Source organism: Nonomuraea thailandensis (assembly GCF_024172165.1).
Lineage (GTDB): Bacteria > Actinomycetota > Actinomycetes > Streptosporangiales > Streptosporangiaceae > Nonomuraea > Nonomuraea thailandensis.
In genome coordinates, this window is the sequence record NZ_JAMZEB010000002.1 from 10,012,841 (window position 1) to 10,025,007 (window position 12,167).

Below are 12,167 nucleotides of genomic sequence, written 5' to 3' on the forward strand. Positions count from 1 at the left end.
CTCCCTTCGCCACAAACCTCAAGCCCACAACACCCGCCCCTCGCCACGCACCTCAAGCCCGCGACACCTCACCCCGCCGTGGGAAGAACCGCCTGAACACGCCACCGCCCCTCGCCGCCCCTGGCCCGCTCCCCGTCCCACACCTCGCCGGCGTCGAAGAACCCGCCGACGAGCGAGGCCCGCTCCCGCATGCCGATGAGCCCCGCCCCGGCCCCCGGCAGCTCAACCCGCCGCCCCCGCCCCGCGAGGGCGTTCTCGACGCTCAGGCGGACCCGCTCGCCCTCGTGCACGACACCGACCGACACCGGCGACCCCCCGTGCTTGAGCGCGTTGGTCAGCGCCTCCTGCAAGATCCGATACCCCGCCAGATCGACGGCCGCGGGCAGCTCCCCGGCCTCCCCCTCGACCCGGATCTCCACCGTCATCCCGGCCCGCCGCACCCGTTCGACCAGGGTCTCCGCGTCAGCCAGCCGAGGGCGAGTGGCCTCGCCCTCCCCCTCGTCGCCGTCCTGACGCAACAACCCGATCATGGTCCGCATCTCGGCCATCCCCTTGACGCTGTTCTCCCGTACGGACTCCATGACCTTCCGCACGGTCTCCCGATCAAGGTCCTTGCGTGAGAGCGCGGCAGTGGACTGGATGGCGATGGCGCTGAAGTGGTTGGCGATCATGTCGTGCAGCTCGCGCGCCATCCGCGTACGCTCGGCGGCCACGGCCGCCTGCCGATCCAGCTCCGCCAGATGAGCCACCTGCTCGGCCCGCGCCCGCTCGGCCGCGGCCCGATCACGCTGCTCCCGCAGCACCACAGCGGTGGTGACAGGCGTGATGAGCACCAGCCCGGCCTGCACCCCCATGACGGCCAGCATCCGCCAGTCCTCCGCCAGGAACCCGGCCACGGCCCCCGCCACGACCGCCAGCACCCCGGTGACCCCGAGCAGCACCCTGGCGAGCCGGGCCGGCCCGTACAGCGCGGCGGCGTAGAGATTGTCGGTGAAGACCAGCACCGTCCCCAGCGACGGCCCCACGAACCCGTCGATCACGATCCCGACCACCCCCAGCCCCAAAGAGGCCAGCGGAGCCCGCTGCCGCACCAGAACCCCCGCACAGGTGAACGCCAAGGGCACGGCCAGCACCCATGCCGGCACCCCGCGCTCCAGATGGGACCCGCCCGCGATCAGCACCAGCCCCACCGCGAAGGCGGCCCCCGCCCCCAGCACCACCTGCTTCATGCCCTCATCCCACCACCTCCCGCGGCCCCCTCCCTCCTACGAGGGTCCTCCTGTGGATACACCCTTCGATGTATCCACAGGAGGCGAGTCGTCCACAGCACCGAGAACAGATCCCACCCCGGCGCGACGCCACGACACCCCCGTCCCCCTTCAGAGGCCCGAAACCCAGGTCAACGCCACACCGGCCCACCCTCAACCACCCGGAGAACACCCCGAGCCCGGACCGGCGGCCCCATGATTGCCGATTCTGGTTCGAGGCACTCCTGGAAACCCGCTATGCTTGCTTACGCAGCGAGCGGCCGTAGCTCAATGGATAGAGCATCTGACTACGGATCAGAAGGTTAGGGGTTCGAGTCCTCTCGGCCGCGCACAGCAGAAAGGCCCGCTCCCGGGGAGACCCGGGAGCGGGCCTTTGTCTTTGGCTCCCGCCGCCACCTGAGACCGTGCGCGAAGGCATGCGGTGAGACATCCGGACGGACGGAGACGCTCATGACCGCTCACGACGTGGCCCGCCTGCTGCCCGGGATCCCGAGGCTCCGCGATCTCAGCCGGTCCATGGCGGTGCTGGAGGCCGTCCTGAGCCCCGACTGGTCCAGCCGCTACCACTCCTTCGCCACCGGCTGGAGCCCCGGGGAGGAGATGGCCTCGATGTGCAACGGTTCGGGAGACGAGTACTCCATCGTCTTCTCTCCCGCCGGCGCGTACGTCCGCGGCTTCGCTCACGAGGCCCCGATGAGCCCGTACGGCAACGACGGGCCGTGGCCGGGCGTGCTCGACTCCGTCCCCGAGATCTTCCGCGACTGCGTGCGGGAGCCCGCCTTCTGCGACGAGGACGGCATGCCGGTGGTGACGGCCTGCCTGTGGCGCGCGAGCGATGATCGGCACTGGCGGGTGGGCGAGATCGACCACCCGGACGGCGTGAGCGATCCCGATGGTGCGATGTACCTGTTCGCGCGGCTGATCGACCCGTCACCTGAGGCGTTCCAGCGGTTCGCGGAGGACTTCTACGAGGTGCCTGTCGACCTCGAAGCGGTGCGGCACGTCTACGCCCTCCGCCCGCTGACGCAGGCGGTGGTCACCGCGTTGAACGCCGACCTCTCCATGGAGGATCTCGCCGAGGACCTCACGGCGGCCGGATATCCGTCCGTCGCGGGCTGAGAACCGGGCCGCGGCGCCGTCGTGGCGGCGCCGCGCGGAGCCCGGGGTCGTTACGCGTCCTTCGACGACGCCTGGTCCTGCGCGGCTTCCAGCCAGCGCCGGTACCAGCGGGCGAACCCGAGCCGCTCCCCGTCATCGCCGTACAACGGCCGGAACCCACCGTCGCCGGCGAGGTCGTCGGCCCACATCTGCCCCCGCGCGGGCCCGCTGATCACCAGAGCCTCCCGGTACGCGCACCCCAGGTGACACAGGTACAGCAGCCCCACCCGGTGGCGGCGGTCGTAGACGACGGCGTCGCGCCGTTCCCAGTACGCCTCCTCGGCCGCGTCGAAGGCCTCGGTGGAGTCGAAGTCCTCCTCGTCGGGCGGCTCCGGCAGCCCCTCGGCCGGGTCGAACGCCTCCACGTGAGGAAACGGCCGGCCCAGCGAGTCGAGGTCGGTGAGGTCGGCGCCGTCGCCCTCCCACCGCCACCGCCCGTCCAGGAGGCGAACGGGGAAGAGCCCGTAGGCGGGGCCGGCTCCACCGCGTCCTGCCTGCAGCAGGAAGGAGCGGTACTCGCCGGGCAGCTCCACCCCGAGCTGCGCTTCCAGGCCGGCCAGCTCCTCCGCCTCCAGGGGCGGGTCGAGCTTCCAGCCGTGGCCCGCCGAGCCGAACACCGCTTGGGCGCCGGCCAGGGCGCTCAGGCGTGAGAGCCGTTCTCGAACGTCCAACCAGTCGGTCCGCGTCACGTCCGGCACGATACAGAGATCAGCGCGGGTTGGAGGCGCTGGTCCGTAAGCTGAGGGTGTGTCCCCCGTACTGGTCCTGCTCGACGGCGTCCGCTGGCAGGGTGCGCGTGTGGTCGGCGATCGCGCGCACACCTTGCTGGCCGTGCTCGCGCTGCACGGGCGGGCGGGGGTGAGTGACGAGCGGCTGGTCGAGGAGCTGTGGCCCGAGGAGGCGCCGGCCAACCCGACGAAGGCGCTGCAGGTGGTGGTCTCGCGGACCAGGGCGGCGACCAGCGCCGATGTCGTGGAGCGGATCCCGCGCGGGTACCGGCTCGGGCTGGCGGCCGGCCAGGTGGACGCGTTGCGGCTCGGCCTGCTGGTGGAGGAGGCGCGGGCGGCGCTGGGCGCGGACGACGTGGCGGCGGCGCGGGGCCGTGCGGAGGAGGCCATGGGGCTGGCGGCGGGCGGCCCGGACGGCGCCACGGGGGCGCTGGCCGAGCTGAGGGACGTCGCGGGCGAGTGGGTGGCCGAGGCGCGGCGGGTGGCCGCGATCGCGCGGGGGCGGAGCGGCGCCCATGAGAGCGCGTTGCCGCTGCTGGAGGAGGCCGCCGCCGAGCGGCCGCACGACGAGGAGCTGCTCGCCTGCCTGCTGCGCAGCGAGGCCGCCGTGCGCGGGGCCGCCGCGGCGCTGGAGCGCTACGAGCGCTATCGCGTGGGGGTGGCCGCGCGGCTCGGCGCCGAGCCGGGGCCCGAGCTCGCCCGCGTGTACGCCGAACTGCTCGTCGCCGATCGGCCGGTGCGCCAGGGCATCCTGTTCGACGGCTCCTCGCTGCTCGGCCGCGACGACGACATCCGGTCGGTGCACGCCCTGCTGCAGACCCACCGGGTGGTTTCGGTCATCGGCCCCGGCGGGCTGGGCAAGACGCGGCTGGCGCACGTGGCGGGCAGGAGGGCCGCGCAGCCCGTCGCCCACTTCGTCGAGCTGGTCGGCGTCTCCTCACCGGAGGGCGTGGTGGGCGAGGTGGGCTCGGCGCTGGGCGTACGTGACTCCGTGAGCGGGCGTCACGCGCTGACCGCCGAGCAGCGGGCCGACGTCCGCGCGCGGATCGCCCAGCGGCTCGACCAGACCCCGGCGCTGCTGATCCTGGACAACTGCGAGCACGTGATCGAGGCCGTGGCCGATCTGGTCGGGTTCCTCACCGTGACGACCCGCGACCTGCGGGTGCTCACCACCTCGCGCGCTCCCCTGTCGATCCCCGCCGAGCGCGTCTACCTGCTCGGCGAGCTGCCCGCGGGTGACGCCGTCGAGCTGTTCCGCCAGCGCGCCACGGCCGCCCGCCCCGGCGTGCGGATCGACGACGCGGTGGTCGGTGAGGTCGTCGCCCGCCTCGACGGGCTGCCGCTCGCGATCGAGCTGGCGGCGGCCAAGGTGCGGGTGATGTCGGTGGAGGAGATCGCGCGGCGGCTGGCCGACCGGTTCGCGCTGCTGCGCGGCGGGAACCGCACGGCTCCCGACCGGCACCGGACACTGCAGGCGGTCATCGACTGGTCGTGGAACCTGCTGGACGAGCCCGAGCGGCGGGCGTTGCGGTGGTTGTCGCTGTTCGGCGATGGTTTCACGCTGGAGGCGGCCGAGCACGTGCTCGGCCCGGACGCCCTGCACGTCCTGGACGCGCTGACCGAGCAGTCGATGCTGAGCGTCCGCGAGACGGCGTACGGCCTGCGCTACCGGATGCTGGAGACCGTCAGGGAGTTCGGCCGGATGCGGCTGGAGGAGGCCGGCGAGGAGGGGCCCGCCCGGGAGGCGCAGCGGGCCTGGGCGACGGAGTACGCGCTGCGGCACGCCTCCGTGCTGTTCGGCCCGGCGCAGTTCGAGGCGGCCGACGCGTTGCGCGCGGAGGAGGGCAACCTCGCCGACCTGCTCCGGCAGGCGCTCGGCGAGTCGGATCCGGTCACGACGGTGCAGCTCCTGGCCGGGGTCGGCGCGTTGTGGTCGATCCGCGGCGACCATCTCCGGATCATCGCCCACCGCGAGGCGATCGTCCAGGTGATCAGCGGCTGGTGGCCGCCGCCGCACCTGGTCGAGGTGACCAGGGCCGCCATGCTGATCACGCTGATGAACGTGCTCGTCGCCGCCGACGTCCGCGACGAGCCGCTGCGCGACCTGCTCCGCAGGCTGCCCGCCGGTGAGGCGACGGATGCCCGCATCGCGGCGATGGCCGGGGTGGCGCTCGCCTGCCACACGAACGACGGCGCCGAGATGCACCGCCGGCTGGCGGAGCTGCGCGGCGACGCCGATCCCGACGTGGCGCGGGCGGCGACGCACGCGAGCGTGCACGTCCTGGAGAACGCGGGCGACATGCGCGGGGCGATGGAGGCGGCCGAGCGGACGCTGGCGCTGACCGCGCAGGACGAGGGCCCGTGGTTCCCGGCGATGATGCACGCTGTGCTGGCGCATCTGATCATGCAGCTCGGCGACCGGCGGCAGGCGGTGGAGCACGCCCGCGTCGCCATCCCGGTGCTGAGCCGGCTCGGCGCCGCCGACGACGAGACCCAGCTCCGCGCGCTGCTGCTGACCTCCGCGCTGGCCGACGACGACCTCGGCACCGCGCAGGCCGAGCTGTCCGCGATCGAGCGGATCAACGACAGGCAGGTCGTGCTCGGCGGGGTGGCGATGGTCTCGCTGTGCGCGGCCGAGATCGCGCTCGCCCGCGGTGAGACGGCCACCGCGCTGGAGGAGTACCGCACGGCCGTCCAGCAGGCGCGCGGCCTGCGCCTGCCCGGGGTGCCGATGACGGAGTGCACGCCGTGGACGCTGGTGGCCGAGTCGGCCACCCTGGCGGCGTACGCCTATCACGCCCCGCCGGAGGACGTCCGCTACGGCGCGGAGCTGTTCTCCACCCTCTGCGGCTACGACGTGCTGACCGTGGACGATCCGGCCCTCGACTACCCGCTGTGCGGCGTGATGCTCTTCGCGCTCGGCGCCTGGGGGCTGCTGCGGGGCGCCATGCCCACCGGCGACGCGATCGGGCTGCTGGTGCTGGCCGAACGGTTCGCGTACAACAGCGCCTCGCCGAGCCTGTCGTTCGAGCGGATCGAGCCGTACGCGGAGCGGGCCGCGCCCGGCATGATCGCCGCCAGGCGGGCCGAGTACGGCGACCGGCGCGGCTCCGACCTGCTCGGCGAGGCGCGCGAGCTCGTCGAGCAGGTGCGTCACGGGGGCGGGTCACATGTGCCGCTTGTAGCTGCGCACCGACAGCGGCGCGAAGATCGCGACGACGATCACGGACGCCACCAGCGTCCAGGCCACCGCGCCGCTGACGAGCGCGCCGTTGGCGAGGTCGCGGGCGGCCGTGACCAGGTGTGAGACGGGGTTGATCCGGACGAACGCCGCCAGCCAGCCGGGCAGCGTCTCGACGGGCACGAACGCGTTCGACAGGAACGTCAGCGGAAACAGGATCATCATGGAGATGCCCTGGACGGCCTGGGCGCTGCGGGCGATCGTGCCGACCCAGGTGAAGACCCACGCCAGCGACCACCCGGTGAAGATGGCGAGCAGGATCGCGGCGAGCACGCCGCCGGCCCCGCCGCCCGGGCGGTAGCCCATCACCAGGCCCATGCCGAAGGTCAGCGTGGCCGCGATCAGGTACCGCACCAGGTCGGCCACCATCGGGCCGGCGAGCGGCGCGATCCGGGCGATCGGCAGCGACTTGAACCGGTCGAAGACCCCCTTCTCCATGTCCTCGCGGAGCTGCGTGCCCGTGGCCATGCACGTCGTCAGCACGGTCTGGGCGAGGATGCCGGGGACCATCAGGGGCAGGTAGCTCTGCACGTCGCCCGCGATGGCGCCGCCGAAGACGAAGGCGAACATCGCGGTAAACAGGATGGGCTGGAACGCCACGTCGAAGAACTGCTCCGGGTTCCTGCGCATCTTCTTCAGCGCCCGCCACGCCATGGTCAGCGTCTGGCCGACCGTCTCCCCCATGGAGACGCGGCGCCGGGCGGCGGCCACGCGGTCGGCGGCCTGGACCGCCTCGCGGGCGGGTGCGATCGTGGTGGTCATCGGCTCTCCTCCGTACCGCTTTCGCCGTCACCGCCGGTCCCATGACCGGTGAGGGCCAGGAACACCTCGTCCAGGCTGGGCTTGGCCACGCTCACCGAGGTGATCGACACCCCGGCGGTGCGCAGCGCGATCAGCACGTCCGCGGCCAGGTCGGCCTGGTCGAGCGCGACGTTGAGCCGGCCCTGCTCCGGGCTGAGCACCGGCTCGGAGCCGAGCACGCGGCGCACGACGTCCACGGCGGCGGGCACCTCGCCGGGCTCGGCGAGCAGCAGTTGGAGGGTCGAGTCGCCGACCGCGCTCTTCAGCTCGTCGGGGGTGCCCTCGGCGACCTTGCGGCCGTGGTCGATGACGGCGACGCGGTCGGCGAGCTGGTCGGCCTCGTCCAGGTACTGCGTGGTCAGCAGCACCGTGCAGCCGTCGGCGACCAGGCCGCGGATGGTGTCCCACATCTGGCCGCGGGTGCGCGGGTCGAGCCCGGTGGTGGGCTCGTCCAGGAAGATCAGCGGTGGCCTGCTGATCAGGCTGGCCGCCAGGTCGAGTCGCCGGCGCATGCCGCCGGAGAACTGCGCGATGGGTTTGTCGGCGGCCTGCTCCAGGCCGAACTGGCCCAGCAGGTCGATGGCGATGCGCCGGGCGCGCGGCGCGGCGATGCCCTGGAGGCGGCTGAAGAGCCAGAGGTTCTCGCGGGCGGTCAGGTTCTCGTCGACCGAGGCGTACTGTCCGGTGACGCCGACGAGCTGGCGGATCACGTGCGGGTTGCCGGCCACGTCCACGCCGAAGATCTCGGCGCGGCCCGCGTCGATCGTCAGCAGGGTGGCCAGCATCCGTAGCGTGGTGGTCTTTCCCGCGCCGTTCGGGCCGAGGACGCCGAAGATCTCACCGGGGCGTACGCGCAGGTCGATCCCGTCGACGGCCCGATGCCCGCCGAACGACTTCGCCAGCCCTTCCGTACGTACGGCCAGATCGCCGCCCCCGGCACGTCCGAGTTCTGCGATGTTCATGGCTCCACTGTCGGCGGCGGCGGTTTCACGGCACCCTCACGTGGTTTCACCCGCTCTCATGACCGATAAGGTCAGAACGCTCAAACTGATCAAAAAGGCCGAAACAGACCACCCGAGAGGCCGGTTCGCACGACAGGAGAGACGATGATGTACCCCCCGTCCGGCTCCGGGCCGGGGATTCATCCCCCTCAGCCGCCCCCGTACGCGCCCTGGCCGCAGCCGCCGCCGGCCCGCCCGCCCCGCAGACCGTGGCGGATCGCCGTGGGGCTGCTCCTCGCGGGCTTCGGCCTGCTGCCCCTGCTGGGCGGCGGCGCGCTCATCGCGAAGGCGTACTCCAACAGCCGGCAGACCATCCACAACCCCGAGTACGCCAGGCAGCTGTGGCGCAACGTGCCCGTCGAGACGCTGTTCCCCCCGCGGCTCGGCCGGGAGCACCCCGACAAGACCTACCGCGACCCGAACGACGAGCGCGGCTGGACCAGGGCCGCCGTCTCCTCCGGCACCTCCTGCCGGCAGGCGCTCTCCGGCGAGCTGGCGCGGGCCGCCGTCAAGGGCGGCTGCGTCGCGGCCCTGCGCGCCACCTACCTGGACGACACCGGAGGAACCGCCGCCACCGTGGCCCTGATCGCCTTCCGCGACAACGAGTACGCCCGCCAGGAGCTGCAGGACGTCATGAGCGAGGCCGACGAGAAGCCGGATCACGTGGTACGCGCCCTCGCCGCGCCCGGCACCCGGTGGAAGGACGCCGCGCGGGCCGGGAACGGCGGCTGGAGCATCGGGAACACGCCCATGTACGTGGCGGTGACCGCCGGCCCCGCGGACGGCCGCAGGGCGGGAAGGCTGCCACAGCCATGGGGCAAGCGGGCCCATCCCCAGAAGGAGGACCGCGAGGCGTGGGCGCACACCGCGCAGGGGCTGGCGCAGAGCATCTCCACCCGCGTGCAGGCCGAGGCCAGGAAGGTGGGACCGTGATCCGCAGGCTGGTCAGCCCGGCCGTGCTGGTCACCGTGCTGGTCGCCGGGCTGATCCCGGCCGGCGCCGGTCCGGCCGCGGCGGAGGCGCCGCGAGGCTGGGAGCAGCAGGTCATGAAGGTGCCCGCCGCGCACCGGCTCGGGCAGGGCAAGGGCATCACAGTGGCGGTCCTGGACTCCGGGGTCATGCGCGACCATCCGGAGTTGCGCGGGCGGGTGACCGCCGGCCCCGACTTCATCGGCGGGGGCGCCGAGCCGGGCAGGCCGTACTGGGGCGAGCACGGCACCGCCATGGCCTCCAGCGTGCTGCGGGTCGCACCGCAGGCCGAGGTGCTGGACGTGCGGGTGTTGTGGGACGAGGAGGACCCCGCGCGCAAGCGTGCCGAGCAGGCCGCCGAGTCGGGCGGCCCCGCCGACGAACAGAGCGTCAAGGCGGCCGGCGCGCTGGCCGAGGGCATCAGGTACGCCGCCGACAAGGGCGCCCAGGTGATCTCCATGTCCCTCGGCAGCGACGAGTGGAGCCTCGGCAGCGACTACGACGAGCTCACCGCCTCGGCCGTCGACTACGCCCTCGGCAAGGGGGTCGTCCTGCTGGCCAGCGCCGGCAACGGCGGATCGACCGACCCGCTGGAGGTGGACGCGAACAACACCGTCGCCTACCCGGCCGCGTACCCGGGGGTGATCGCGGTGGCGGCCATGGGGCCCGGCGGTGCGCGCGCCGAGTTCTCGCAGGTGCACACGTACAACCAGATCGCCGCGCCCGGCGTGGACATCTACGCCGCCGACAACGGCGGCGGCTACCGGATGGGGAACGGCACCTCGCCCGCCTGCGCGCTCGCGGCGGGCACCGTGGCGCTCATGTTGTCCCGCAACCCCGGCCTGACGCCCCGGCAGGTGCGCGACATCCTGCTGCGGACGGCGCAGAAACCGGCGGGCGGCTACAACGTGTTCGTCGGCTTCGGGCTGATCGACGCGGCAGCGGCGGTGCGGGCCGCGGGGGCCGCCGGGAAGAGCGAGATCGAGGCGGCGCCGTACAAGGGGGACGAGTACTTCGGTGACGGGCCGGTCGCCCCGCCGACGACCAACCCGCCGATCGACATGTCCTACGTCGCCGTGGGCGGCGCGGCCGCCGGGGTGGGGCTGCTGTTCCTGCTGGGCGCGGCGCTGCTCATGCGCAGGCCACGCGCCCGTCGCGTGCCTGGACCTCCCATGAGCGGCCCTCCGATGGGCGGGCCTTCGATGGGCGGGCCTTCGATGGGCGGGCGCTGACATCAGGCGTCGGGCGCGTTGCGTTCCCACCACAGGAAACCATCCCGACGTCGACGTGGCGGAGGCAGCGCAGGCGCCTCGACTTCGACTTCGACCCTCCGGTGCTATGACATCGCTGCCACACGCGCCTGGTCCTGCAGGAGGTCCATCACCGTCTCCACGTCGTTGGCGCTGACCGTCTGATGCAACCCCTTGAGGATGTCTGCGTCGTCGAGCCGGACCCCGCGCCTGGTCGCGTAGAGGACCCCCTCGTCGCTGAAGAAGAACGACCAGTCGGGGAACGCGGTGCGAAGTGCTTCTACGTCGTGACCCACTGTAGTCATGCGGTCACTCTAACGAGCGCCCTGCGGCCGGTCCAGCCCCCGTTGTCGTGCGAAAGCGGGCACTCAAGGACTACCTGGGAACGATGCCACGCCGCATGTGATTACGAAGAGTGGCCGCTCATCGGCGGAAACTTTCGCGTCGGTATAACCACCTACCAAAGCTAACTATATGCATTAATCTAGCGACCGTGAGTAACGGATACCTCACGCGGGTCCTGCATCGCATCGGCCGTCGCGGCGCCTCGCTGGCCTTCGTGGGCCTGCTCTGCTTAGCCATCGCCGCCTCCTTGGCGTTCCCTCCTGCCGGGCAGGCGGCGACCCCGAGCTACGCGGTGCTCGCCGCCATCGCCCCGCTCGACGCCTGGGCCCTGGCCTGGGCCGCCACGGGCGCGTTGTGCCTGGTGCAGATGTTCCTGCGCTCGGACCGGGTCGCCTTCGCCGCCGCCACGGCGCTGCTCCTGCTGTACGGCCTGGTGTACCTGATCTCGACCTTCACCGGCGACAACCCGCGCGGCTGGGTGGGGGCGGCGGTCTGGCTGGCGTTCGGCGGCTGGATCGCGCTGATCGCGACCTGGCCCGAGGCCGTCACGGCGGACCGCGCGACGGGCGGGGCGGCGGTCGTCGTCGCCGACGCCGACGGGCTCATCCAGTCGTGGAACCCGCAGGCCGCCAAGTTGTTCGGGTGGAGCACCGAGGAGGCGGTGGGCCGGCCGCTGACCATCCTCATGCCGCCGCGTCTGCGCGACCAGCACGTCGAGGGCCTGGCCAGGGTGCGCGTCACCGGCGTGTCCGAGCTGGCAGGCCACATCATCCCGCTGGTCGGGCTGCGGCGCGACGGCAGCGAGTTTCCCATCGCGCTGACCGTCAACGCCTGGCACGGCGACGACGGCATCGCCTACACCGGAGTGATCAGGCCCATGCGAGGCGGCGATGCTGACTGACATCCTCATCCAGGTGGCCATCGGCGCGGTCCCGCTCGGGGTGGCCTACCTCGCCTTCCGCTCGGCCACCGACGCCAACCGGAAGACCCACCAGACCGCGCTGCTCCAGGTCGAACGGCAGGCGGAGCTGGAGCGTTCGAAGGTGGACGCCGAGGCGTTCCTGCGGGCCAAGACGATCTACGAGGACGCGCTGGACCAGTTGGAGAAACAGCTCACCCGCATGCAGAGCCAGGCCACTCAGGTGAGCACCGACCTGGCCGAGGAGCAGACCGCCTCCACGGCGATGCGCGACCAGATCCGCCGCCTGCAGGCGCAGATCAGGGCGCTGGACCGTACGGTGGTCACGCTGCGCACCCAGCTCCTGACGGCGGGCCTGTCACCCGCGCCGGCCTCCGAGACCACCGGCCCGTACCAGCTCCGGCATCCGCAGCAGGAGTGACCGGGGGTGGACAGCCGCCCTGCCCGTCTGTCACCATCGGTCGCATGATCATGCGAAGGGAGGGCG

At 72.6% G+C, this 12,167-nt stretch carries 10 protein-coding genes, 1 tRNA gene and 1 pseudogene; 7 read left to right on the plus strand and 5 right to left on the minus strand.

The annotated features are described in order from the left end of the window. Positions 1 to 68: 68 nt before the first annotated feature. Positions 69 to 1,229, minus strand: a complete 1,161-nt coding sequence (locus HD597_RS50290; protein WP_253754463.1) for a sensor histidine kinase — start codon at positions 1,227 to 1,229, stop codon at positions 69 to 71. Between the two features lie 295 nt (positions 1,230 to 1,524). On the opposite strand from HD597_RS50290, the gene HD597_RS50295 reads away from it, so the two are divergent. Together HD597_RS50295 and HD597_RS50300 are read left to right on the plus strand one after the other, a co-directional pair. Next, positions 1,525 to 1,597, plus strand: a tRNA-Arg gene (locus HD597_RS50295). Between the two features lie 121 nt (positions 1,598 to 1,718). Next, entirely contained in the window at positions 1,719 to 2,387 is a 669-nt protein-coding gene (locus tag HD597_RS50300) for a hypothetical protein (RefSeq protein ID WP_253754465.1), read from the plus strand. A gap of 50 nt (positions 2,388 to 2,437) precedes the next feature. Here HD597_RS50300 and HD597_RS50305 read toward each other — a convergent pair whose 3' ends face one another. Then, positions 2,438 to 3,115: an SMI1/KNR4 family protein gene (locus tag HD597_RS50305; protein WP_253754467.1), complete on the minus strand. Its 678-nt coding sequence runs from the start codon at positions 3,113 to 3,115 to the stop codon at positions 2,438 to 2,440. A 331-nt stretch (positions 3,116 to 3,446) separates the two neighbouring features. Between HD597_RS50305 and HD597_RS67120 the strand changes: the two are divergent. Continuing rightward, positions 3,447 to 4,271 (plus strand): annotated as a pseudogene (locus HD597_RS67120) (BTAD domain-containing putative transcriptional regulator); the annotation flags it as partial. Between the two features lie 2,049 nt (positions 4,272 to 6,320). Here HD597_RS67120 and HD597_RS50315 read toward each other — a convergent pair. Both HD597_RS50315 and HD597_RS50320 read right to left on the minus strand, forming a co-directional pair. Then, on the minus strand, positions 6,321 to 7,157 hold the full coding sequence (locus tag HD597_RS50315) for an ABC transporter permease (protein ID WP_253754469.1): 837 nt from the start codon (positions 7,155 to 7,157) through the stop codon (positions 6,321 to 6,323). Next, entirely contained in the window at positions 7,154 to 8,158 is a 1,005-nt protein-coding gene (locus HD597_RS50320; RefSeq protein WP_253754470.1) for an ATP-binding cassette domain-containing protein, read from the minus strand. Before HD597_RS50320 ends, HD597_RS50315 begins: the two co-directional genes overlap by 4 nt. Positions 8,159 to 8,302: 144 nt before the next feature. Here HD597_RS50320 and HD597_RS50325 point away from each other — a divergent pair, with 144 nt between their 5' ends. Then, a complete protein-coding gene (locus tag HD597_RS50325) occupies positions 8,303 to 9,130 on the plus strand; it encodes a hypothetical protein (RefSeq protein ID WP_253754472.1) in 828 nt (275 codons plus the stop codon). After that, positions 9,127 to 10,398, plus strand: coding sequence for a S8 family peptidase (locus tag HD597_RS50330; protein ID WP_253754474.1), 1,272 nt, complete (start codon positions 9,127 to 9,129; stop codon positions 10,396 to 10,398). Before HD597_RS50325 ends, HD597_RS50330 begins: the two co-directional genes overlap by 4 nt. A 104-nt stretch (positions 10,399 to 10,502) precedes the next feature. Here the strand turns inward: HD597_RS50330 and HD597_RS50335 are convergent, their stop codons facing one another. Further along, positions 10,503 to 10,721, minus strand: coding sequence for a hypothetical protein (locus tag HD597_RS50335; protein WP_253754476.1), 219 nt, complete (start codon positions 10,719 to 10,721; stop codon positions 10,503 to 10,505). Positions 10,722 to 10,909: 188 nt separating this feature from the next. Between HD597_RS50335 and HD597_RS50340 the strand changes: the two genes are divergently transcribed. Next, positions 10,910 to 11,662 carry a PAS domain S-box protein gene (locus tag HD597_RS50340; RefSeq protein WP_253754478.1) on the plus strand — a complete coding sequence of 251 codons (753 nt, stop codon included), beginning with the start codon at positions 10,910 to 10,912 and terminating at the stop codon, positions 11,660 to 11,662. Beyond that, positions 11,652 to 12,101, plus strand: a complete 450-nt coding sequence (locus HD597_RS50345) for a hypothetical protein (protein WP_253754480.1) — start codon at positions 11,652 to 11,654, stop codon at positions 12,099 to 12,101. Before HD597_RS50340 ends, HD597_RS50345 begins: the two co-directional genes overlap by 11 nt. Positions 12,102 to 12,167: the final 66 nt, after the last annotated feature.

What these genes read in the sequence shown, in the direction of transcription:
- HD597_RS50290 (WP_253754463.1), bottom strand. Translation starts at nt 1,229, where the DNA reads ATGAAGCAGGTGGTGCTGGGGGCGGGGGCCGCCTTCGCGGTGGGGCTG.
- HD597_RS50300 (WP_253754465.1), top strand. Translation starts at nt 1,719, where the DNA reads ATGACCGCTCACGACGTGGCCCGCCTGCTGCCCGGGATCCCGAGGCTC.
- HD597_RS50315 (WP_253754469.1), bottom strand. Translation starts at nt 7,157, where the DNA reads ATGACCACCACGATCGCACCCGCCCGCGAGGCGGTCCAGGCCGCCGAC.
- HD597_RS50320 (WP_253754470.1), bottom strand. Translation starts at nt 8,158, where the DNA reads ATGAACATCGCAGAACTCGGACGTGCCGGGGGCGGCGATCTGGCCGTA.
- HD597_RS50325 (WP_253754472.1), top strand. Translation starts at nt 8,303, where the DNA reads ATGATGTACCCCCCGTCCGGCTCCGGGCCGGGGATTCATCCCCCTCAG.
- HD597_RS50335 (WP_253754476.1), bottom strand. Translation starts at nt 10,721, where the DNA reads ATGACTACAGTGGGTCACGACGTAGAAGCACTTCGCACCGCGTTCCCC.
- HD597_RS50345 (WP_253754480.1), top strand. Translation starts at nt 11,652, where the DNA reads ATGCTGACTGACATCCTCATCCAGGTGGCCATCGGCGCGGTCCCGCTC.